We start from the raw sequence: 20829 nt of genomic DNA on the forward strand, positions 1-20829 counted from the left end.
ACGGCATGGTCGAAAAACGCGGAGCGGGCTTCCTGCTCACGCATCTCTCGCTTCTGGTCGGCGTGCTGGTCATTTGCTTTCCGGTTTATATTGCGTTCGTGGCGGCCTCGCACACACATGCTGAAATCCTGTCGACACCAATGCCGCTTCTGCCGGGGCCACTGTTCTTCGACAATATCGGACGAGCCTTGTTCCACGGTACGCAGGTGCCCGTCTGGTTGATGCTGTTCAATTCGCTGGTCATGGCGCTCGGCATCACCATCGGAAAGATAGTGATCTCGCTGACTTCTGCCTATGCGATCGTCTACTTCCGGTTTCCGCTTCGAATGTTCTTCTTCTGGATGATCTTCATGACGCTGATGCTGCCCGTCGAGGTGCGCATCGTGCCGACTTTCGAAGTGGTGGCGAGCCTCGGCATGCTCAACAGTTATTCCGGGCTGATCTTTCCGCTCATTGCCTCGGCAACCGCGACGTTTCTGTTCCGCCAAGTCTTTCTGACAATCCCGGACGAGATGGTGGAAGCTGCGCGTATCGACGGGGCGGGACCGGTGCGTTTCTTCTTCGATATTCTGATTCCGATGTCGCGCACGAATATTGCCGCTCTTTTCGTGATCCTCTTCATCTATGGCTGGAACCAGTATCTGTGGCCGATGCTTGTGACCACGCGTCCGGAATTCAACACAGTCATCATGGGCCTCAACCACATGATCCCGCGCTCGGACGATTATGGCGACTGGCCGCTTGTCATGTCGACGGCGATCCTGGCGATGCTGCCGCCGCTCGTCGTGGTGGTGCTGATGCAGCGCCTTTTCGTCAAAGGCCTGGTCGAGAGCGAGAAATAAGGAAAAGACAATGGCAAAGATCAGTCTTTCGGACGTACGCAAGTCCTATGCGGGCAATCAGGTCATTCATGGCCTGTCCGTGGAAATTCAGGATGGTGAATTGATCGTCATCGTCGGGCCGTCGGGCTGCGGCAAGTCGACACTTCTGCGTATGGTGGCCGGTCTTGAGGGGATTACGCAGGGCGAGGTCGCGATCGATGGGCGTGTCGTCAACAAGCTGGAGCCCCGCGAGCGCGATATTGCGATGGTCTTCCAGAATTATGCGCTCTATCCGCATATGTCGGTCTTCGACAATATGGCTTATGGCTTGAAAATCGCCAAATTGCCGAAAGCCGAGATCAAGGCGCGAGTGGCGGACGCGGCCAAACTCTTGCAGCTCGAGCCTTATCTGGAGCGCAAGCCCCGCCAGCTCTCAGGCGGCCAGCGCCAGCGTGTCGCGATGGGACGTGCCATTGTCCGCAAGCCAAAGGTTTTTCTGTTCGACGAACCCCTCTCGAATCTCGACGCGAAATTGCGGGTCGCCATGCGTCTGGAAATCAAGAGCCTGCAGCGCAAGCTCGGTACGACCTCGCTTTACGTGACGCATGACCAAGTCGAAGCGATGACGCTTGCAGATCGGCTGATCGTCATGAATGCAGGCGTTGCCGAACAGATCGGCACGCCGCTCGAGCTCTATAATGATCCGCAAACAGTTTTCGTTGCGGGTTTCATGGGGTCGCCTTCAATGAACTTCCTGACCACGGCGTCGATGGAGGAAAAGGTTCTGCTGGCAGGGCAGGCGATCGCCAGTCGGGTGCATCTCAAAGATGTTACGGTCGGGGTGCGCGCTGAACATCTGACGATCGCCCCGGCGGGTACTGGTCTTCAGGCAGTAGTGGGTTTTGCCGAACCGCTGGGGGCCGAAACGCTCGTGCATGTCACGGTTGGGAGCGGAGAAAAGCTGACGTTGAAGATCAGTGGGGCCGATGTCGTTCCAGAACCAGGGACAACTATTGGTATCGTCGCTGATCTTAGCCGCATCTATCTCTTCGACATTAAAGGCAAGCGTGTGCGCCTGACAGCCGTGGAAAAGGACGCGCCACCAACTGTGATTCAGCCTGTGGCCTGACACGGTCTCGCCACATAGACGTTGGATCAAGGTCCGGGGATTTACCCGGGCCTTCCAATTTTCGGATATTAAATGAGAATTCTCTTTTCTACTGCCGCCGTTCTGCTTGCCACGGCTTTTCACGCAAAGGCAGCTCATATCTGCACCATTATTGCCGATGTCGCCGATGATTCCATCGTTGCGCAGACAGGTGATTGCAACACGCAGGTCACACCTGCCTCGACGTTCAAGGTGCCGCTCGCGTTGATCGGGTTCGACAGCGGATTTCTCACCTCCGAGCATGAGCCGGTGTTATCGCCGGAGAAGGGGGATCCCGGTTACGGCGGCGACGCCTGGAGACGCGAGAACGATCCGAAGTCCTGGCTGGAGTTTTCGGTGGTCTGGTATTCGCAGCGCATCACGCGTGAGCTGGGGGCAGAGCGTCTTACGCAATATTTGAGGGCTTGGAATTACGGAAACACGGATTTCTCCGGCGACCAGGGCAAAGACAATGGCCTGGAGCGCGCCTGGATTGCTTCCTCGTTGAAGGTTTCTCCGAAGGAACAGGTGCGTTTCCTCGGCGCGCTGGTACGCAACGAGTTGAAAGCTACGCCTGAGGCGATGGTGCAGACACGCAATATCATGCAGCAGTGGGACTCGGCCGATGGTTGGACCATAAAGGGCAAGACCGGCATGGCCTATCCGCGCAAACCCGATTACAGCTTCGATTATGCGCGCGCCTATGGCTGGTTCGTCGGTTGGGCCGAGAAGGACGGCAAGACCTATACCTTCGCGCGACTTTTGCAGAACGACAAGAAAGACCAACCAACGCCGAGCAATGTTGCGCGCGGCGAGATACTCCGAGACTTTTCGAAGCTGCTGACAACGAATTAAGATCAGTGAGCGCTGCAACGGATGTTGCGGCGCCCCGGTCTGTCAGCGGTGCGTGATTTCAAGGCCCCGTGCATGCAGCTCGTCAATTAGATCCTGACCGATATCGCTGCGGTCCAGCGCATAGAAGATATTGGCAGCGAGGAAGCCGACCTTGGCGCCGCAGTCGAAGGATTGCCCCGAATATTTCACGCCGTGGAAATCCTGCTTGGTCATTAGGGATTGCATGGCGTCCGTCAGCTGGATTTCCCCGCCGGCACCTTTCGCCTGCTTGGCCAGAAGTGAAAATATTTGCGGCTGGAGAATGTAGCGGCCTGAAATGATAAGGTTGGAGGGTGCATCCGCAGGGGCTGGTTTTTCGACCATCGCCGTTATGCGAAAGGCATCGTCGTTTCCTTCGCCGCGTCCGATGACGCCGTAGGAGCTGACGCTTTCAGGGGCCACTTCCTCGACCGCGACGATATTGCCGCCCTTTTTCTCATAAGCTTCCATCATCTGCTTCAAGACACCGCGCTCGCTCTTGAAGAGCATATCCGGCAGGAGCAGTGCAAAGGGTTCCGTGCCGACAATGTCCCGTGCGCACCAGACGGCGTGGCCGAGGCCAAGTGGTTCCTGCTGACGGGTAAAGCTTGTCTGACCTGCCGATGGGAGATCGGCCTGAAGGAGTGCCAGGGCTTCCACCTTGCCACGATCTTCCAACGTGCGTTCCAGCTCGTACTGCTTGTCGAAATGGTCCTCGATGACACCCTTGTTGCGACCAGTGACGAAAACAAAATGTTCAATACCGGCTTCACGTGCCTCGTCCACCGCATATTGGATGACGGGGCGATCAACGACTGTCAGCATCTCCTTCGGTACCGATTTGGTGGCAGGCAGGAAGCGAGTGCCGAGACCGGCAACAGGAAAAACAGCGGTACGGACGCGTTTGGACAAGATGATGACCTGTAAATTGTTGCGTGGATAGGCAAGATGATCACGTTTGCCGCCGGGAAGCAAATGCGGTGGGGCGTCGCGTTTCATATGCGGGATTGATTAAACATGAATGACCGCTCTTGCATGCACCGTCGGAATCCTGTCTGACTGCGCTTCGACCGACGCCTCTGACATGATGATATACCATGACCTATCTCGACCGCTCGACGCTTGACGTTCTGCCCGTTTCCGCCCCGCTACGCGGTCGTGCAGTGCCGCCAGGTTCGAAATCCATCACCAATCGGGCATTGCTCGTTGCTGCTTTCGCGGTCGGGACCAGCCGCCTCACAGGCGCTTTGAAGAGTGACGACACGATCTACATGGCGGAAGCCTTGCGGGCGATGGGCATCGCTGTCGAAGAGCCGGACGAGACTACCTTCGTCGTGACCGGGAAGGGCCTTCTGCAAGCGCCGGCTGAGCCTCTTTTTCTTGGTAATGCCGGGACGGCGACGCGCTTTCTGACCGCCGCCGCTGCTTGTGTCGATGGAAGCGTAATCGTCGATGGCGACGAACATATGCGCAAACGTCCGATCCGCCCATTGGTGGATGCCCTGTCATCGCTGGGCGTCGATATAGAGGCACCGAGCAATTGCCCTCCGGTTACAATCCGCGGCAGGGGCGCGTTTCCTTCCGGCCGTATCGAGATCGATGGGGGACTTTCGAGCCAGTACGTCTCGGCATTGTTGATGGCCGCCGTTTGCGCGGATGGTCCCGTGAAAGTCGCATTGACCGGCAACGAAATAGGAGCGCGCGGCTATATCGATCTGACGCTTGCGGTTATGCGGGCTTTCGGTGCGACGGTCGAGCAAGTGGAGGAGGGTGTGTGGCGCGTGCAGCCGGGCAGCTATCGCGCCGCGGATTTTCATATAGAACCGGACGCGTCCGCCGCGACCTATCTCTGGGCTGCGGAGATTCTCACCGGCGGCAAGATCGATCTGGGCGTTGCAGCGCCTGATTTCACGCAGCCGGACGCCAAGGCCCATGAACTGATCGCGCAATTTCCAAACATGCCAGCAGTGATTGACGGATCGCAGATGCAGGATGCGGTGCCGACGCTTGCCGTACTTGCCGCGTTCAACAATAATCCCGTACGCTTTGTTGGCATTGCCAATCTACGCGTTAAGGAATGCGATCGCGTCAACGCGCTGTCGAGCAACCTTTCGCGTATTCGGGAAGGCCTTGGCCGGGAGGAAGGCGATGACCTCATTGTGGCGGGCAATCCTGCTCTTGCAGGGCAACGCCTACCCGCGTCGATAGATACATTTGCGGATCATCGGATTGCGATGAGCTTTGCGCTCGCTGGCCTGAAGATCGATGGTATCACCATCGAAAACCCCGGCTGCGTCGCAAAGACATTTCCGGGATATTGGGATGTAATGGAAAAGCTGGGCGTCAGGTACGGCTGAGGGTCAGGCCGGAGACGCGTTGGTCTGGCGTCTCGTATCGACGTCGAAATGTACGCCAGCATTTCGTTCGATTGCGGCGGCGGCGATCAGGTCGATTAATTGGCGATCCGAAAGTCTGCACTCAGGTTGGGCTTTGCGGACTTCCGAAAGAGCCTGCCGCATGGAGAGAGGCCAAGCCGATTTCTGATGCCTGAGCACGTATTGGATGATCGTATGATCTAGTGAGCGGTGCGCCGCTGATCTGGAATCCATGTCCGCCCCTCGAGGTTCTTAGGAAAGACATTGGCACCTTTCATCGTTGAATTGCGATAACAAATGTTAACCGTTTGTCGCTTCGTCGGACCAGAATGACTTCAAGATGCAGCGGGCTTCGAAAATATAATGCCCTGTTTCATCACGAACCTTTACGCAATAAACAGCGCCGTTTTCCTCGTCAGGAGCCTCGTCGCGGAAAAGATCTGAAAGAAGCTTCAAGGACTCCCTGCGGATTCTTTGTTCGGAGGGAACATTCTGTCCCTCCTCATCCAGGGTGAATGTCTCCCCCTTGTACAAATCGAAAAAATACCGGGACATATGGCTTGAGCCTTCTCGGAAACGCACCTTTTCGACAATTCCCCGGTGTGGTTCGAAGTTCCCGATTAAATTGGGCTTGCGGTTATGATGCAGTGACTTAACAAATGTTAGCGCCAACTGTATGGCATCGTCTTACTTCCAACCGCACGCTGAAATTCGACTCGCGTCGGAGACCTCATCCTGCGAACTATTTTCTCTGATCGTTCGCTCCCTGGAAAGGTCGCTTGGTCAGGTCATGGCTGGAGATTATTGTGTGCTGACGCCTCTGTTTCTCAATCTCGCACGTCATGATTTTGTCAGCGATGAGGAAAAGGCGATTCTTGTGGAGGCGATGTCGCACCGCAAGGAGTTCGCCGTCGGGCAGGATATCGTCTCTGTGGGTAGTCGCCCGACCTATAGTTCCGTTCTACTTGCCGGTTTTGCCGCGCGCTACAAGCTTCTCGCTGACGGTGGTCGCCAGATAACGGCCTTGCACATACCAGGCGATTTCGTCGATTTGCACGCTTTTCTGCTCAAGACGATGGATCATGGCATCGTTGCGCTTTCGCCATGCCAGGTGGCCTATGCGGAGCATTCCGACCTGAAGGAAATTACCGAGAAGGCGCCGCATCTGACGCGGCTTCTCTGGCTCGACACGCTGATAGATGGCGCGATTCATCGCGAGTGGATCGTGGCCATGGGCAGGCGCGCGAAAAAGTCGCATCTGGCCCATTTGATCTGCGAGTTATTCGTGCGTCTGGAAGCCGTTAATCTGACGAATGGCATGACCTTTCACTTCCCCATTTCACAGGCGGAAATGGCGGACGCACTGGGTTTGTCCGTCGTGCACATGAACCGTGTGATCCAGGGACTTCGCCGGGAGGGGCTGATAAGCTGGGTCAACCAGTCGGTTTCGATTCTCGACTGGAAAAAACTGCAGGAACTGGCCGAGTTCGACCAGACCTATCTCAGCATGAAACGTGAGCCGCGCTGATTAACAGGGGCATCTGCGTGGTTCCGATTTTGTTAGCTGAAACTCTGCATGTGGCGCGCATTGTCGACGGTGACAAAGGGAAGTCCTCGCGAACAGGTTTCGATGCGGGCGTCGATGGCATAGACGTCTCGCAGCATCTCCGCCGTAATAACTTTTTCAGTCTTGCCGCTCTTCACCATATGCCCGTTTCGAATGACGATGGTATTCTCGCAATAGCGCAGAGCCTGGGAGAGATCATGCAGCGCTATGATGACGATCATGCCGTTGCGCTTTGCCAGGGATGATACGAAAGAGAGAACCTCCACCTGTCGATGCAGGTCGAGCGCGGAGGTTGGCTCGTCCATTAGGAGCACCTCCGGCTTACGCACCAATGCCTGCGCCAGCGAGACAAGTTGGCGCTGCCCGCCTGAGAGGTCGCCAAGATTGCGGAAGGCGAGATCATGAATGCGCAGTGCGTGCAGGATGTTGTCAATCTCGCGCAACTCGCTGTCGTCTACGCTCCACCCATGTCCCTGCTTGCAAGCGAGCAATATGGATTCGTAAACACTCAAAACCGCGTTTGCGCTCGTATCCTGCGGCATGTAGCAGATGGCCTTGTCGCCTCGGCCGGAGCCTTTCAGGACTACATTGCCTTCACCCTTGATAAGGCCGGCGATACGACGGAACAATGTGGATTTGCCCGCTGCATTTGGGCCGATTACGGCCGTCAGACTGCCCGTTTCGAGGTCGGGCAAGGTGACGGCGCTCAATACGATCTTGCGGCCGTATGCAGCTCCGACATTTTGAAGAGACAGGCTTACCATGCGCGTTTCCTGCTGGAGAAAATCAGAACGAAGAAGAATGGCACGCCGACGAGTGCGGTGATGACGCCGATCGGCAGGATTGCGCCCGGAATCAGGATCTTGCTGAGGACGGATGTTGCTGACAAGAGCAGCGCTCCGGCAAGCAGTGAAGCAGGAAGGAAGAAGCGCTGGTCCTCGCCGACGATCATGCGGGCGATGTGCGGTCCGACGAGACCGACAAAGCCGATCGTGCCGACAAAGGAAACTGGAACGGCTGCAAGCAAGCTGACCGTGAGCATTGTCTGGAGGCGCAGGCGCCGGACATTAATGCCCATGCTGGCGGCCTTGTCATCGCCGAGGCGCAGCGCCGTGAGCGCCCACGCCTGCTTCATGAAAACCGGCACAGTAACGGCGATGATGGCAAAGGTTATGTAGACCTTCTCCCATGTCGCCTTCGTCAGGCTGCCCATGGTCCAGAAGACGACTGCCGCAAGAGCTTGTTCCGATGCCAGATATTCGAGAAAGGAGAGGGCGGCATTGAAGGTGAAGACCAGCGCGATGCCCAGAAGCACTATTGTCTCGACCGTGACCCCTCGCATGGTGGAGGCAAAATGAATGAAAAGGGCTGCCGCCACTGCCATGAGGAAAGCGTTGATTGGCACCATGTAATGAATGGCGATAGGAAAAATAGCCACACCGCCAACCAGGGCAAGCGCAGCACCGAAGCTTGCGGCGGCTGAAATCCCGAGCGTGAAGGGGCTGGCCAGCGGATTGGCAAGGATCGTCTGCATCTGTGCGCCGGCAACCGAAAGCGACGCGCCGACGGTGATTGCCATCAGCGCTATCGGCATACGGATATCCCAGATCACAACCCGCAGCTGCGTGCTCGCCGTTGAAGGCGAGAGGATCGTGGAAATGACTTCGCTCAGGCTGTAATTGGCCGGTCCGAGCGCCATATCCGCCGAAACAGTGAAAGTCAGGCCGATGAGCAGGCCGAAGATGATCAGGATGCGGCGTGCGACAAGGGCGCGATACTGATCGCGCCCTGCTATTTGGGTGGTTTCCGCAGTGATTTGCGCCATGGGAACTAGTCCTTCAGCGAGACGAAGAAGCCCGGTTTATAAGGCAGCGGCAGGAAGCGTTGATGCAATTCCTTGAAGGTCGTTTCCGGATCGAGATCCTCGAACAGGTCCGGGTGCAGCCACTTGGCGATTTCCTGGATTGCGACAAACTGGTAGGGGTTATTATAGAACTGATGCCATATCGCGTGGACGTTCTTGTCTTCGACGGCCTTGACGCCTGTGAACGCAGGACGTTTGGTCAGGTTCTCAAGCTTGCGCTCCGCTTCCTCCACATCTGCGCCATACCCCACGCCGACCCAGTTGCCGCCCGGCACATAATTCTCCCAGCTTCCGCCCGTGATGATGATCTGATCCGGGTTGGAAGCAATGATCTGTTCGGGATTTACGGTTCCGAAAGTTCCCGGGATGATTGCCTTGGCCATGTTAATGCCGCCAGCAAGTTCGACCATCTTGCCGAAATTCTCGTCGCCGAAAGACATGCAGCAATCTTCGGAATACCCCCCCGCGCGTTCCATGAAGACGAGCGGCCTCTCGGGCTTCGCTTTTTCAAGAACATCTGTCACGCGCTTGATCGCGCCTGCGCGGAACTTGATGAATTCCGCTGCAACCTTTTCCTTACCGAGCAACTCGCCCATAATGCGCATGCTCGGTTCGGTGTTTTCCATTGGCTTCTCGCGAAAGTCGACATAAACCAGCGGAATGCCGACCTTGTCGAGCTTCTCGATATATCCGGCTTCTTCGGTGGCCGTCTTGGCGTCGATATTCATGAGCACGACATCGGGCTGCAGCGAAACAGCCTGCTCAATATCGAATGTTCCCTCTTTCATACCGCCAAAGGTTGGCAGCGTGGCGATGTCGGGATATTTGGCGAGATAGGCGTCATACGTTTCCGGATCGGCCTTTGGCAGATCATCGCGCCAGCCGACGACATGCTTGAACGGATTATCCTTATCCAGCACAGCGAGGAAGTAAATCTGACGGCCTTCGCCGAGGATTATGTTGTCGACCGGGGCATCCACTTCGACCTCGCGTCCGGCCACATCTTTGATTGTGACTTTTTCGGCATAGGCGGTGAGAATTGTTGAAGCGATCAGACCAGCGGCGACGAGGCCGGCTTTTGCTAGGCTGCACATTCGTGCATTCCTCCAGTGAAAAACTGATCACGCATTAGTGAATTATGACGGTCAAGTTTTATCTTTTAAACCTATTCCAAACTGGAATCCGGCTGCATGTCCTCCCTCTCAAATTACGATATCCGTGACGAAATACGCGCTTACTGGTCCGAACGCGCTGCGACCTTTGATCTGTCGCCGGGGCATGAAATTTTTTCGGAGGCGGAACGCCAAGCCTGGCAGGCCTTGATCCTGAAACATCTGGGGCCGGGTGAGGGACGTCGCGCGCTCGATCTTGCTTCCGGTACCGGCGTGATTTCGCATCTGATGGACGATCTGGGCTTCCAGGTGACGGGCCTCGACTGGTCAGAAGAAATGCTGGCGCTTGCGCGGGAAAAGGCAGGGAAGCGTGGACGTTCTATCCGTTTTCTGCACGGAGACGCTGAACGTTGCATGGAGCCGGATGCCTCCTATGACGTCATCATCTGCCGCCATCTTGTCTGGACTCTGATTGATCCCAAAGCTTGCTTTGTCGAATGGTTGCGCGTTCTCAAGCCGGGTGGAAAAGTGCTCGTCATTGATGGTGACTTCGTCAATGTCGGGCGTCTCGAAACCATGTTGCAGGTGCTAGGGCGGCTTGTTGCCCGGGTTCGTCAATCTCCGTCCGAAACTACCGCTCAGGCGGAGATGAAGCAGCGTTTCAATGCGATTCTCAGCCAGGTGCATTTCTCTCAGGGCGCGCGCGCCAACGATGTCGCGGCACTCATGGCTGAAGCAGGTTTCTCCAGCGTTGCGATTGATCAGGATATGAAAGCCGTTCACCGGGAGCAAGCCAAGCATATGGGCATATTGAGAGGGCTGGCGCGGCAGGTGCAGCACCGTTACGCGGTCGTCGGCACCAAGCCTTCATGAAAGAAAGGCCCGAATCTTCCGATCGGGCCTTTCATGGTCATTGCACCAACGGGCAGTCACCCTTGTCCATGGGACGATAGACTTCGTCGCCCGGGACGGTTTGTAGAACTTTGAAATAATCCCACTCGCCTTCCGATTCGGAGGGCGTCTTGACCTGCATCAGATACATGTCGTGCACCATGCGCCCATCCGCACGCAGCTTGCCGCCCTTGGCAAAGGCGTCGTTGACGGGCATTTCGCGCATCTTGTCCACGACGGCCTTGGCGTCGTCCGTGGCCGTTTCCTCGATTGCCTTGAGATAGTGCTTTACAGCCGAGTAGCTACCGACCTGCAGCATGCTTGGTCTTTTGCCCGTTCGCTCCATATAGGCCTTGGCGAAGGCGCGACTATCTTCGTCGCGATCAGCATCCCAACCATCGGCAAAGACGAGATTCTGTGCTGCCTCAAGGCCAAGAGCATGGATCTCGGTGGGGAACATCATCATGGCCGTCAAGGCCTGTCCTCCGGTCGTCAGACCGAATTCCTGTGCCTGTTTGATGCCGGTTGCCGTATCTACCCCCGCATTGGCAAGCGCCACGACCTTTGCGCCTGAAGACTGCGCCTGCAGAACATAGGACGAGAAATCACTGCTGCCCAATGGATGGCGGACTGCTCCGGTTATGGTGCCGCCGTTCTCCTCGACGACGGTCTTGACCGAGTTCTCCAGCGCGTGGCCGAACGCATAGTCCACGGTTATGAAATACCAGCTGTCGCCGAGCGTCTGCACACCGTATTTGCCCATGGTGCGGGCGAGCGAATAGGTATCATATGTCCAGTGCGCGGTCGTTGGCGAGCAGGCCGCACCGGTAAGTTGCTCCGCACCACCGCCCGAAATCAACAGAGCGACGTTTTTCTGCTTGGTGATTTCCTGAAGGGCGAGGGCGACTGAAGATGTAGGCACATCAACGATGGCATCGACATTTTGTTCGTCGATCCATCTGTTCGCGAGGGTCGAGCCGACGTCTGGTTTGTTCTGATGATCGCCGAAAATAAGTTCGATCGGCTTTCCGCCTACCTGCCCGTTGACTTCTTCTATAGCGATCTTCACCGCTTCTACAGAACCCATCCCGGTCGCATCGGCATAAGCGCCGCTCATGTCGTTCATAACGGCAATGACGACCTTGTCGTCAGAAATTTCCGCCATGGCGGGCGCGACTGGTAGGGCTAAAACACTTCCGCATATCCATGTGGCAATTCTCATCTTATCCTCCCTGATTGATGAGATGGTCATTCGGAATGCACTGCTATTTTCTTCCTCTCTTTATTGTTGCGTTTGGATGATCCTAAATGATTGCCTTGTGCGCAAGCCTGCCGCCGCATTGCGGCGCTTTGACGCCGGTAGTGGTGGGAAAGCTGAGCGGCAGGTCACGGATAGAGCGAAGCGCCAGATGCGCGAAACACTCCGCCTCGATCGCATCGCCACGCAAGCCGACTGCATCTGATTGCACGACTTCTACCTTCGCGCGCCTCTCGATTTCCTTCATCATTTGTGGGTTCTTTCGTCCGCCGCCGCAAACGATCACGCGTGTCGGGCGCTGCGGCAAGAGGTCGAGCGCCTTGCTGACCGCGCCTGCCGTGAAGGCCGTCAGCGTTGCGGCGCCATCGGCGAGATCCAGGCCATCCGCCATGGAAGCCGGGAAATCGAAGCGATCGAGAGATTTCGGAAAGGCTCTGGACAGATAGGGATGGGCGAGAAGCCGCTCCAGGCGTTCTTCATCCACGCTTCCGCCTGCGGCAATCCGGCCGTCGACGTCCATCTCACCCGCCGAATGTGCGCGGATCCAGTCATTGACGGGCGCATTGGCTGGCCCGGTGTCGAAGGCATACATGTTCTCGCCATCCGCCCAGGTAATATTGGCGACGCCTCCGAGATTGAGAATTGCCGTGTCGCGCCCCGCATTCACCTTGCCGAGGAGCGCCTTGTGATAAATTGGCGCAAGAGGCGCACCTTGACCGCCGGCGTCAATATCTGCCGTGCGGAAATCATAGACGACATCGGCGCCCACAATGTCCGCCACGATCCGGCCGTCGCCAAGCTGGCGGGTTTTGCCGCGCACGCCGTCATGCGGTGCCCTGTGCAGAACGGTCTGGCCGTGGAAGCCTACGGCCGCAATATCTGATGGCTTGAAACCGTGCTCGTTCAGGAAGGTGGCAACCGCTTCGCCCTGCGCCTTCGACAGGGCAATTTCAGCCTGCCGGAAAATGTCGGGCTCCGGCCCTTCGAACTGCCACCGAACCGCGGCTGCAAGCGTGTCGCGCAACAGGCTCCGGATTTCCTGCGCATAAGGCGCAAATCCCCAGGGGCCAAATTTTTCTATCGTCTCGCCATTGGTCTTGATCATGGCGATGTCGATGTGTCCGTCGAGAACGGTGCCGGTCATCAGGCCGACAGCCCATGCAGGCTTCATATACTGCTCCAGTCATAGACGGCAAATCATGCGTCCTGCGCGGACTTTGAATGAAATGCATCGGATTTTGCAAGCGTTAGACGAGGAACCGTGACGGGAAAACGCGGTTGTCTTACGTGGAAAGGAGCAAGATCATGATCGAGAACAAACGTTTTCGCGGCGCACAAAAGCACGAGCCGCATCCTGAAGACGATACGTTGCGAGATTTCGACCAGAATGCCGACATGGAGCCGCCAGAGCCATATGGTCTCACGCGTCCGGCCCGCAGAAACACGGAGGCAACGGAGGAGTCGGAAGGGCAGAACCCACCACGGACGCCTGAATAGCGGATCGAATCGTCTCTATGCGATACAGAGTTTTGCCAGAACGTTAAAAGCCTGCATAGGCGACAGGATTCGGGAAATCTGTATTGATGGTAGCGGGAGAGGGACTTGAACCCCCGACACGCGGATTATGATTCCGCTGCTCTAACCACCTGAGCTACCCCGCCACATTGCGCCGGCGAAGATTTCAGAAACATCGCCGTTGCTCGGTGTGCGCGGATATAAGGGGCGGGCACTGGGCCTGTCAAGCGGCTCATCGGAGTTTGTGCAAGTTTTCGCGAATTGCATGTGGGTGCGTGGCAGAATGCAGCCAGCGGACGGCTTCGGGCTTGAGTTCCAGAAGCGTCGGGGCTAAGTCTGCGCCATCGGAATTGGCATGGAAATTCATGAAACCGCGTATTGCAGTTCTCGGCTGCGGCTACTGGGGTAGCAATCATATCCGCACGCTCAAGTCTCTCGGCGCGCTTTACGCGGTTGCCGACGCCAACCAGGCGCGAGCATCTGCCTTTGCGGTCGAGCATGAATGCCTGACCTTTTCGCCCGACGTTCTGATCGAGCGAAAAGACGTCGATGCCATTGTCATGGCCTTGCCCGCGCAATTTCATGCCGAGTTTGCCATTCGCGCTGTCGAAGCCGGCAAGGATGTGCTGGTTGAGAAGCCGATCGCGCTTACGGTCCCGGATGCGCGGCGCGCGGTCGACCGTGCGCATGAGCTTGGCCGCATCTTCATGGTGGGGCACGTGCTGCGCTATCATCCTGCCTTCGAGAAACTGAAGGAACTGGTGGATGCAGGCGAACTTGGGAAGATCGGCTATATTCACTCGCACCGGCTGGGTCTTGGCAAATTCCATATGGAGAATGATGCGCTGTGGGATCTCGCGCCGCATGATCTTTCCATGATTCTTGCTATCACCGGCGAGGCGCCTGTCGAGGTCCACGGGCAAGGCGCGGCCTTGCTTGATCATCTGAGTGATTTCACGCATCTTCACATGCGCTTTCCAAACGGGCTGAAGAGCCATTTGTTCGCTTCGCGGCTCAATCCTTACCGTGAACGCCGTTTGAGCGTCGTGGGCGAAAAGGCGATGGCGGTTTTCGACGACATGGAGCCCTGGGACAGGAAGCTTGCGATCTATCGCCATGCCATCTGGCAGGACCATGGCCAATGGGCCTTCTCGCAGAAGGATGCCGATTATCCGGTGGTCGAACAGGGCATGCCGCTGACGCGCGAGCTGGAACATTTCATCCATTGCATACAGACCCGTGAAGAACCACGTACAGGTGGCGAAGAAGCCGTGCGTGTTCTGGAAATCCTGACTGCGGGCACAATCAAGCATAACTGACAACGGAGCGGGCAATATGCTGAAGCTCGATCATATCGCGGTCATCGCACCGTCGCTGGAAGAGGGCGCGGCCCATATTCGTGCGCAACTCGGTATCGAAATGCCTAAGGGCGGCGAGCATCCGCAAATGGGGACGCATAATCTGCTGCTCCGATTGGGCGACGACGTTTTCCTGGAAGTCATAGCAATTAATCCGGATGCGCCGAAACCGGCGCGTGCACGTTGGTTCGGCCTGGATGACCAGCACAGCGTGCGTCGCGCCTGGGACGACGGCCGGCGTTTGCGCGGCTGGGTTTCGCAGACAGATGAACTGAACCGGTTATTGCGCGAGCATGGCGATCTTCTCGGCGAAAAAATCCATGTGACACGCGGCAATCTTGAATGGGATTTTGCCGTTCGTGCGGACGGAGAAATTCCTGCCGATGGTGTTCTTTCACCGGTAATGGACTGGGGTGCGCGCGGCAACCCGGCCATCAATATGCCCGATCTTGGCGCAAGGCTTATCGGATTCGAGATCGAACACCCGGAGCCGGAAAAGGTACAGGCGCTTTATACGCGCATCGGCATCGAAAACCCGCCGATTGTGTCTCGAGGTGACAGGCTAAGCTATCGCGCGTTCATTGAAACGCCGGGTGGTTTGAAGACGCTGACATAAAGAAGCCGGGGCAACGCCCGGCTTTCATGTCTTTGGATGCAAGGATTACTCTGCTGCGACGGCACTTGCCATGAGACGGGCAAGCATGGCCTCCGACTGTGGATTGCGCTCAGAGCGTTCGATGAAGCCGCCACCCATGACGCGCGCAGTATTCGTATCATCCGAATAGAGTACGCAAGCCTGGCCGGGAGCCACGCCGCTTTCGCCTTCGGAAAGCTCTACCCAGGTTTGGCCGTTGCGGTGGTGGAGTTGCACCGGCTGCGGACCACGCGTTGAGCGCACCTTTGAATAAAGTTCTACGCCTTCCGCCGGAACTTCGCTCAGCGGGTAGTCGCCCAGCCAGTTGACATTGCGCAGGTAGAGCTTGTGCGTGGCAAGGGCTTCCTTCGGGCCGACGATGACGCGCGCATTGTCGGCGTCGAGATAGACGACATAGAGTGGTTCGCCGCAAGCAACGCCGATGCCACGGCGCTGTCCTACCGTATAGCGGATGATGCCTTCGTGACGGCCGAGGACGCGTCCGTCAATATGCACGATGTCGCCCGGATTGGCAGCCTTGGGCTTCAGGCGGGCGATAATATCGGAATACTTGCCCTGCGGGACGAAGCAGATGTCCTGACTGTCGGCCTTCTTGGCGACGGTCAGGCCCATTTCCTCGGCGATCTTGCGTACTTCCGGCTTGGGCATGCCGCCGAGCGGAAAGCGCAGGTAGTCGATCTGCTCCTGCGTCGTGGCGAACAGAAAATAACTCTGGTCGCGATCGGCATCGACAGGACGGTACATGGCACGATGCGCACCATTTGGGGCGGAGCGGATGTAATGGCCGGTTGCAAGGGCATCGGCGCCAAGATCGCGGGCGGTCTGCAGGAGATCCGCAAACTTGACGGTCTGATTGCACGAGACGCACGGTATGGGCGTTTCACCAGCAACGTAGGATTCGGTGAAGGGATCAATCACAGCTTCCTTGAAACGACGCTCGTAATCCAGAACGTAGTGGGGGATGCCAAGTGTTTCCGAGACGCGCTTGGCGTCGGCAATATCCTGACCCGCGCAGCAGGAGCCTGCACGGTGCGTGGCAGCGCCATGGTCGTAAAGCTGGAGCGTCACGCCGACAACGTCATAGCCCTCGCGTTTGAGAATGCCAGCCACGACGGAGGAATCAACGCCACCAGACATGGCGACGACGACGCGTGTATCTTCCGGACGGCCGGGAAGGTCTAGGCTGTTCATTCTCTACAAGGTCCGTTTGTGCATGTGAGATCAAGCGAATTGGCTATGCACGCAATATAGTGCATGGCACTCGAAAGCGCCACAGCCGCGGCTTCGCGAAAATTCAGCGCTTTTTTGCATTATTTTGATCGCAATTCGAGAAAAATTTTAACTATCTGATTTTTATACATTTTTTGTTTCGCGCATTGGTCTGAAACGGAAATCTGGCATGAAGATGGCGCTTTGAGGGCACAGAAAACGGCAAATAAGATCAGAGTCTAAACGTGGATTCAGGAATCTTACCCAAGCCTTACCAACGGCTTAGCTAATTTTTAAAGCTGTCAGAATAACTTGGTCTCGATTGCGTCAGTGTAGTTTTGCGTAGAGAGTAGTATGACGGATCTTATTAGACCTCGCGTCAAGTATGTCATCGGGCCCGACGGCAGCCCGTTGACTATAGCAGACTTGCCGCCGAGCAATACCCGTCGCTGGGTCATTCGCCGGAAAGCCGAGGTCGTCGCAGCCGTTCGAGGCGGGTTGCTCAGCCTGGAGGAAGCTTGTCAACGTTACAAGCTGACCGTCGAGGAGTTCATCTCCTGGCAGGCCTCCATCGATGAGCACGGTCTTGCCGGGCTGCGGACCACGCGGATCCAGCAGTACAGGCACTGAGACAGTCTGAAAGAAAAAAGGGTGGCACTTCGGTGCCACCCTTTTTTGCGTCTGCAACTCGCAAGTCTATCTCTCAACTTGCAGGTAAAAAAAACCGGACATTGCTGCCCGGCTGTCTTTCGTCAAAAAATTTCTGTCAATCAGCCGATCATCATCGAACGCTGTGGAGCAACGGGCTCCTTGATCTTGGTATCGCGTAGTTCGAGTAGCTCCGCGCGGGCAAGCTCGGTTTCGGCCTCATTGAGGGAAGCTTCTGCGGCAGCTTTCTGCTCCATCAGTTCGGCTTGCGAGGTCTTGAGATTATCGCGTCTCGTGCGCGCGGCTTTTGCGAAAGTCGGATAGGCGAAGTGATTGACATCAGTAATGCCCGCCTTCTTTTCCTCATGCGAAATCTGCGCGTCAAGCTCAGCCGCCATGCGGTCAAACTCGCCTATCATCAGATCGAGCTGCGCCATCTGCCGGCGCTTTTCCTTGACCTGAAACTGTTTCAGCCGGACCAGATTTTCCCGCATCTTCATGACCTTACTCCCCTTGCGATAGCCTCCGCAGAGCGGGCGGATCGCGTTACGCATACTCAACACGTTAACGAGAACCCTCAACCGTTAACGTTACCCGTCAAATTCAGGCCGAACACGGCCCGATGGACATATTGTTGACCTAAATTACTCAACGATCCGTTAGTTCTTCGATATATAGAAGTAAAACCAGATGCTTGAGTCATTTAGCTTCAACGAAGCTTCAGTCGCTATCATTTCCCAATGTCGTAAACAGATTGCAAATTTCCGTTATTTTTTTGTGAAATTAAGAAACTGTGCATATTCGAAAACAAAGTCCTAACTTTTCAGGGCTTTGGTAACCATTTGTTTACGCGCATTGTTAATCATAAGGACAACGCCTTAAAGCGTGGTGAATCTCAACGTCGGTAGCCTATCGACGCCTCCAATCGATTGACCAAACGCCGAAAGGTGCTGTGGCGCGATCGCGTTCAATTCGGCTTTCCGGGGATAGAGATTTATCCCCCTTGAAATTCGATGCAAACAAGCGGTTGCCAAGCAGAATCAGATTTTGTTAACCATTCGGAGGCAACCTCCGAATCAGGCAATCGCAGCGCCGGTTGGGGACATGATACGACCGACGCTCAAAAGGGGATAGAGATGCGAGTTCTGCTGATTGAAGATGACAGTGCGACCGCACAGAGCATCGAGTTGATGCTTAAGTCCGAGAACTTCAATGTCTATACCACTGACCTTGGTGAAGAAGGCATCGAAATCGGCAAGCTCTATGACTACGATGCCATTCTCCTCGACCTGAACCTGCCGGACATGTCCGGTTATGAAGTGCTGCGCACGCTGCGCCTTTCGAAGGTCAAGACCCCGGTTCTCATCCTTTCCGGCATGACCGGTATTGAAGACAAGGTGCGTGGCCTGGGCTTCGGCGCGGATGATTACATGACCAAGCCGTTCCACAAGGACGAGCTGGTTGCACGGATTCATGCTGTCGTTCGCCGCTCCAAGGGCCATGCCCAGTCGGTCATCACCACTGGCGATCTTGTCGTCAATCTCGATGCCAAGACCGTGGAAGTCGCTGGCCAGCGCGTTCATCTCACCGGTAAAGAATACCAGATGCTGGAGCTTCTTTCGCTCCGCAAGGGTACGACCCTTACCAAGGAAATGTTCCTCAATCACCTTTATGGCGGCATGGACGAGCCGGAATTGAAGATCATCGACGTCTTCATCTGCAAGTTGCGTAAGAAGCTCGATGCTGCTTCGGGGGGGCAGCCCTACATCGAAACCGTCTGGGGACGCGGCTACGTGTTGCGCGAACCGGAAGAGGTTCGCGCCGCCGGCTAAGCTTGTCGCCCAATGCTGAAATTGCAGAACCGTCGGTGCATGCCGGCGGTTTTTTTGTTTATGGGCTTTAAGCATATATAATAAAGAACCCCGCCAACGGGAGCAGGCGGGGCGTTGTCCTTCGACGGGAAGAATCAGGCAGCGGTGAAGGTCACGTCGTCGGCAGTTGCATTGATCGAGATGGTCATGCCGCATTCCTGTGCCATCAGAAGGGTGTAATAGGCCTGTATCGAATGCGCGTCGATGCCTTCCTCCGGGCGTTCGCCCGCGTGCAGCGCAAGGAATTTCGGTGGCACCCTGACCATAGCCCCCGAAGCCCGGATGATGAAACGCGGCTCGCCGGCATTGTCCTCAAGCTTGACCTCGATTTTGCCGCCGCGGGGGATGGCACCACCGGCGATGAGAAGAAGATTAAGGAGCAACTTGACCTTGTTCTTCGGCAGCAATGAACGCGGGCCGGACCATACAAGCTCCGGCTTCTCGTTCTGGAAATAGGCTTCAGCCACGCCTTGGGCATCGCCTGTATCGATCTGCATACCGGCCGAGCCGGCAGCGCCAAAGGAGATACGGGCAAATTGCAGCTTGGCCGAGGCATTACGCGCACTAGCCCGGATCAGATTCATCGCGTCTTCGTCGGCCCCGCCTTCGTCCAGCAGTTCCAGACCATTATTGATCGCGCCGACCGGCGAAATGATGTCATGGCACACTTTGCTACAAAGCAACGCTGCGAGATCGGGAGCGCTGAGGTTCAGAATGTCGGACATCAGTATTTTCCTTCGAGGTGGCCATCGGGCCTATATGTGGCGAACCAGGCCGTGGACCCGGCAAATCATCATGCGTTGATACAAGAGAGGCGATACCCTGATCAACAGGCGCGAACGCGTCGGTTTTTGCGTTTTCCGCACCGATTTCGGCCGGTCAGGAGACGCATCTCCAGTTGAGGCGCGGATGCTTAATAAATAGCAAAGAATTCCCGGATAAATTTAAAGCAGGTTATCGCGGCACTGCGTCTGCGCGACCGTCGCGTACGAGTTTTTGAATTGGAGCATGAATATGAACATCCAGCGGTTCTTCCAATGGGCGTTGCGGCCGACGCTTTTGGCTGCTTTCGCAATGGCGATCCTGGTGCAGGGGGCGGTGGGGGCACGCGCCAACCAGTATTCATCGCAGGAAATCGTTGATGCGGGCCACAACTTCTTCGGCTCGACCTCCGGCGGGCTGGCCCAGCTCGTCGAACGCGTTTTCCAAAGCTACGGCATGCCGAACGGCTATGTGCTCGGTGAAGAGGGTGGGGGGGCCTTCTTCGTTGGCGCGACCTACGGCGAAGGCCAGCTGCATACAAAAAATGCTGGCGACTATCGCGTCTACTGGCAGGGTCCTTCCTTTGGCGTCGATGTCGGCGGTCAGGGCTCGCGCGTCATGATGCTCGTTTATAATCTCAACGATGTCAGCGCGCTCTATCATCGCTATGTAGGTGTTTCGGGAGCGGCTTATGTCATTGCAGGCTTTGGCTTCAACGTGTTGCGATACGGCGACACGCTGATTGTTCCAATCCGCACCGGTGTGGGCGCACGTCTTGGCGTTAACGTCAATTATCTGAAGCTTACCCAGGGACCGACCTGGAATCCCTTCTGATTGACGTCACAGAAAATGCAAATCCAGTCTTTCGGCTAGGCCGGAGGCTGGATTTTTGCCATTGTGGCA

General features: G+C 56.4%; 23 protein-coding genes and 1 tRNA gene. 12 read left to right on the forward strand and 12 right to left on the reverse strand.

Annotated features, from left to right (window positions below; translation table 11 throughout):
• Positions 1-5: 5 nt before the first annotated feature.
• The 3 genes from ugpE (at position 6) to blaOXA (ending at position 2823) form a co-directional block, all read left to right on the forward strand.
• Entirely contained in the window at positions 6-842 is an 837-nt protein-coding gene (ugpE, locus tag IE151_RS03850) for a sn-glycerol-3-phosphate ABC transporter permease UgpE (protein WP_189488351.1), read from the forward strand.
• 10 nt (positions 843-852) lie between these two features.
• Positions 853-1950 (forward strand): sn-glycerol-3-phosphate ABC transporter ATP-binding protein UgpC, encoded by a 1098-nt coding sequence (gene ugpC, locus IE151_RS03855; RefSeq protein ID WP_189488076.1) that lies wholly within the window; start codon positions 853-855, stop codon positions 1948-1950.
• A gap of 72 nt (positions 1951-2022) precedes the next feature.
• Complete coding sequence (gene blaOXA, locus IE151_RS03860) at positions 2023-2823, forward strand: class D beta-lactamase (protein WP_189488078.1); 801 nt, start codon at positions 2023-2025, stop codon at positions 2821-2823.
• Positions 2824-2865: 42 nt separating this feature from the next.
• On the opposite strand, the gene galU is transcribed toward blaOXA, so the two are convergent.
• The gene (gene galU, locus IE151_RS03865; protein WP_189488353.1) at positions 2866-3753 is read right to left on the reverse strand and encodes a UTP--glucose-1-phosphate uridylyltransferase GalU; all 888 of its coding nucleotides are present in this window, start codon (positions 3751-3753) and stop codon (positions 2866-2868) included.
• 185 nt (positions 3754-3938) lie between these two features.
• Between galU and aroA the strand changes: the two genes are divergently transcribed.
• Complete coding sequence (gene aroA / locus IE151_RS03870) at positions 3939-5198, forward strand: 3-phosphoshikimate 1-carboxyvinyltransferase (protein ID WP_189488080.1); 1260 nt, start codon at positions 3939-3941, stop codon at positions 5196-5198.
• A gap of 3 nt (positions 5199-5201) precedes the next feature.
• On the opposite strand, the gene IE151_RS03875 is transcribed toward aroA, so the two are convergent.
• Positions 5202-5450 (reverse strand): hypothetical protein, encoded by a 249-nt coding sequence (locus tag IE151_RS03875; RefSeq protein ID WP_189488082.1) that lies wholly within the window; start codon positions 5448-5450, stop codon positions 5202-5204.
• A 66-nt stretch (positions 5451-5516) separates the two neighbouring features.
• On the reverse strand, positions 5517-5771 hold the full coding sequence (locus tag IE151_RS17925) for a DUF6894 family protein (RefSeq protein WP_382344733.1): 255 nt from the start codon (positions 5769-5771) through the stop codon (positions 5517-5519).
• A gap of 253 nt (positions 5772-6024) precedes the next feature.
• On the opposite strand from IE151_RS17925, the gene IE151_RS03880 reads away from it, so the two are divergent.
• Complete coding sequence (locus tag IE151_RS03880) at positions 6025-6744, forward strand: Crp/Fnr family transcriptional regulator (protein WP_244636595.1); 720 nt, start codon at positions 6025-6027, stop codon at positions 6742-6744.
• A gap of 32 nt (positions 6745-6776) precedes the next feature.
• On the opposite strand, the gene IE151_RS03885 is transcribed toward IE151_RS03880, so the two are convergent.
• The 3 genes from IE151_RS03885 to IE151_RS03895 are packed head-to-tail and all read right to left on the reverse strand — an operon-like array spanning position 6777 to position 9741.
• Positions 6777-7547, reverse strand: a complete 771-nt coding sequence (locus IE151_RS03885) for an ABC transporter ATP-binding protein (RefSeq protein ID WP_189488086.1) — start codon at positions 7545-7547, stop codon at positions 6777-6779.
• Positions 7541-8608, reverse strand: a complete 1068-nt coding sequence (locus tag IE151_RS03890) for a FecCD family ABC transporter permease (RefSeq protein WP_189488089.1) — start codon at positions 8606-8608, stop codon at positions 7541-7543. Before IE151_RS03890 ends, IE151_RS03885 begins: the two co-directional genes overlap by 7 nt.
• Positions 8609-8613: 5 nt before the next feature.
• Positions 8614-9741: an ABC transporter substrate-binding protein gene (locus IE151_RS03895; protein ID WP_189488091.1), complete on the reverse strand. Its 1128-nt coding sequence runs from the start codon at positions 9739-9741 to the stop codon at positions 8614-8616.
• Between the two features lie 96 nt (positions 9742-9837).
• On the opposite strand from IE151_RS03895, the gene IE151_RS03900 reads away from it, so the two are divergent.
• On the forward strand, positions 9838-10632 hold the full coding sequence (locus IE151_RS03900; RefSeq protein WP_189488093.1) for a class I SAM-dependent methyltransferase: 795 nt from the start codon (positions 9838-9840) through the stop codon (positions 10630-10632).
• A 37-nt stretch (positions 10633-10669) separates the two neighbouring features.
• On the opposite strand, the gene IE151_RS03905 is transcribed toward IE151_RS03900, so the two are convergent.
• Positions 10670-11872, reverse strand: a complete 1203-nt coding sequence (locus tag IE151_RS03905) for an ABC transporter substrate-binding protein (protein ID WP_210310855.1) — start codon at positions 11870-11872, stop codon at positions 10670-10672.
• An 82-nt stretch (positions 11873-11954) separates the two neighbouring features.
• Positions 11955-13079, reverse strand: a complete 1125-nt coding sequence (locus IE151_RS03910) for an anhydro-N-acetylmuramic acid kinase (RefSeq protein WP_189488098.1) — start codon at positions 13077-13079, stop codon at positions 11955-11957.
• A 134-nt stretch (positions 13080-13213) separates the two neighbouring features.
• Here IE151_RS03910 and IE151_RS03915 point away from each other — a divergent pair, with 134 nt between their 5' ends.
• Positions 13214-13405, forward strand: a complete 192-nt coding sequence (locus IE151_RS03915; RefSeq protein ID WP_189488100.1) for a hypothetical protein — start codon at positions 13214-13216, stop codon at positions 13403-13405.
• Between the two features lie 87 nt (positions 13406-13492).
• Here the strand turns inward: IE151_RS03915 and IE151_RS03920 are convergent.
• Positions 13493-13569, reverse strand: a tRNA-Met gene (locus IE151_RS03920).
• Between the two features lie 219 nt (positions 13570-13788).
• On the opposite strand from IE151_RS03920, the gene IE151_RS03925 reads away from it, so the two are divergent.
• Together IE151_RS03925 and IE151_RS03930 are read left to right on the forward strand one after the other, a co-directional pair.
• The gene (locus IE151_RS03925) at positions 13789-14742 is read left to right on the forward strand and encodes a Gfo/Idh/MocA family protein (RefSeq protein ID WP_189488102.1); all 954 of its coding nucleotides are present in this window, start codon (positions 13789-13791) and stop codon (positions 14740-14742) included.
• A 16-nt stretch (positions 14743-14758) separates the two neighbouring features.
• Positions 14759-15397, forward strand: coding sequence for a VOC family protein (locus IE151_RS03930; protein WP_189488104.1), 639 nt, complete (start codon positions 14759-14761; stop codon positions 15395-15397).
• A 45-nt stretch (positions 15398-15442) separates the two neighbouring features.
• Here IE151_RS03930 and mnmA read toward each other — a convergent pair whose 3' ends face one another.
• Positions 15443-16627: a tRNA 2-thiouridine(34) synthase MnmA gene (mnmA, locus tag IE151_RS03935; RefSeq protein WP_189488106.1), complete on the reverse strand. Its 1185-nt coding sequence runs from the start codon at positions 16625-16627 to the stop codon at positions 15443-15445.
• A 372-nt stretch (positions 16628-16999) separates the two neighbouring features.
• Here mnmA and sciP point away from each other — a divergent pair, with 372 nt between their 5' ends.
• A complete protein-coding gene (gene sciP / locus IE151_RS03940; RefSeq protein WP_189488108.1) occupies positions 17000-17275 on the forward strand; it encodes a CtrA inhibitor SciP in 276 nt (91 codons plus the stop codon).
• A 140-nt stretch (positions 17276-17415) separates the two neighbouring features.
• Here the strand turns inward: sciP and IE151_RS03945 are convergent, their stop codons facing one another.
• Positions 17416-17793, reverse strand: coding sequence for a flagellar export protein FliJ (locus tag IE151_RS03945; protein ID WP_189488110.1), 378 nt, complete (start codon positions 17791-17793; stop codon positions 17416-17418).
• 636 nt (positions 17794-18429) lie between these two features.
• Here IE151_RS03945 and ctrA point away from each other — a divergent pair.
• Complete coding sequence (ctrA, locus tag IE151_RS03950) at positions 18430-19125, forward strand: response regulator transcription factor CtrA (RefSeq protein WP_189488112.1); 696 nt, start codon at positions 18430-18432, stop codon at positions 19123-19125.
• A 134-nt stretch (positions 19126-19259) separates the two neighbouring features.
• Here the strand turns inward: ctrA and chpT are convergent, their stop codons facing one another.
• On the reverse strand, positions 19260-19889 hold the full coding sequence (gene chpT, locus IE151_RS03955) for a histidine phosphotransferase ChpT (protein WP_189488114.1): 630 nt from the start codon (positions 19887-19889) through the stop codon (positions 19260-19262).
• A gap of 349 nt (positions 19890-20238) precedes the next feature.
• Here chpT and IE151_RS03960 point away from each other — a divergent pair, with 349 nt between their 5' ends.
• Positions 20239-20760: a DUF1134 domain-containing protein gene (locus IE151_RS03960; protein WP_244636610.1), complete on the forward strand. Its 522-nt coding sequence runs from the start codon at positions 20239-20241 to the stop codon at positions 20758-20760.
• The last annotated feature ends 69 nt before the right edge of the window (positions 20761-20829 follow it).

This window comes from Limoniibacter endophyticus, from assembly GCF_014652835.1.
GTDB lineage: Bacteria > Pseudomonadota > Alphaproteobacteria > Rhizobiales > Rhizobiaceae > Limoniibacter > Limoniibacter endophyticus.

Coding starts and splice junctions, on each gene's coding strand:
- blaOXA (WP_189488078.1), top strand. CDS start 2,023: ATGAGAATTCTCTTTTCTACTGCCGCCGTTCTGCTTGCCACGGCTTTT.
- ugpE (WP_189488351.1), top strand. CDS start 6: ATGGTCGAAAAACGCGGAGCGGGCTTCCTGCTCACGCATCTCTCGCTT.
- IE151_RS03915 (WP_189488100.1), top strand. CDS start 13,214: ATGATCGAGAACAAACGTTTTCGCGGCGCACAAAAGCACGAGCCGCAT.
- ctrA (WP_189488112.1), top strand. CDS start 18,430: ATGCGAGTTCTGCTGATTGAAGATGACAGTGCGACCGCACAGAGCATC.
- IE151_RS03905 (WP_210310855.1), bottom strand. CDS start 11,872: ATGAGAATTGCCACATGGATATGCGGAAGTGTTTTAGCCCTACCAGTC.
- sciP (WP_189488108.1), top strand. CDS start 17,000: ATGACGGATCTTATTAGACCTCGCGTCAAGTATGTCATCGGGCCCGAC.
- aroA (WP_189488080.1), top strand. CDS start 3,939: ATGACCTATCTCGACCGCTCGACGCTTGACGTTCTGCCCGTTTCCGCC.
- IE151_RS03960 (WP_244636610.1), top strand. CDS start 20,239: ATGGCGATCCTGGTGCAGGGGGCGGTGGGGGCACGCGCCAACCAGTAT.
- IE151_RS17925 (WP_382344733.1), bottom strand. CDS start 5,771: ATGTCCCGGTATTTTTTCGATTTGTACAAGGGGGAGACATTCACCCTG.
- IE151_RS03895 (WP_189488091.1), bottom strand. CDS start 9,741: ATGTGCAGCCTAGCAAAAGCCGGCCTCGTCGCCGCTGGTCTGATCGCT.
- IE151_RS03890 (WP_189488089.1), bottom strand. CDS start 8,608: ATGGCGCAAATCACTGCGGAAACCACCCAAATAGCAGGGCGCGATCAG.
- IE151_RS03875 (WP_189488082.1), bottom strand. CDS start 5,450: ATGGATTCCAGATCAGCGGCGCACCGCTCACTAGATCATACGATCATC.
- IE151_RS03885 (WP_189488086.1), bottom strand. CDS start 7,547: ATGGTAAGCCTGTCTCTTCAAAATGTCGGAGCTGCATACGGCCGCAAG.
- mnmA (WP_189488106.1), bottom strand. CDS start 16,627: ATGAACAGCCTAGACCTTCCCGGCCGTCCGGAAGATACACGCGTCGTC.
- chpT (WP_189488114.1), bottom strand. CDS start 19,889: ATGTCCGACATTCTGAACCTCAGCGCTCCCGATCTCGCAGCGTTGCTT.
- IE151_RS03910 (WP_189488098.1), bottom strand. CDS start 13,079: ATGAAGCCTGCATGGGCTGTCGGCCTGATGACCGGCACCGTTCTCGAC.
- IE151_RS03930 (WP_189488104.1), top strand. CDS start 14,759: ATGCTGAAGCTCGATCATATCGCGGTCATCGCACCGTCGCTGGAAGAG.
- IE151_RS03925 (WP_189488102.1), top strand. CDS start 13,789: ATGAAACCGCGTATTGCAGTTCTCGGCTGCGGCTACTGGGGTAGCAAT.
- ugpC (WP_189488076.1), top strand. CDS start 853: ATGGCAAAGATCAGTCTTTCGGACGTACGCAAGTCCTATGCGGGCAAT.
- IE151_RS03945 (WP_189488110.1), bottom strand. CDS start 17,793: ATGAAGATGCGGGAAAATCTGGTCCGGCTGAAACAGTTTCAGGTCAAG.
- IE151_RS03900 (WP_189488093.1), top strand. CDS start 9,838: ATGTCCTCCCTCTCAAATTACGATATCCGTGACGAAATACGCGCTTAC.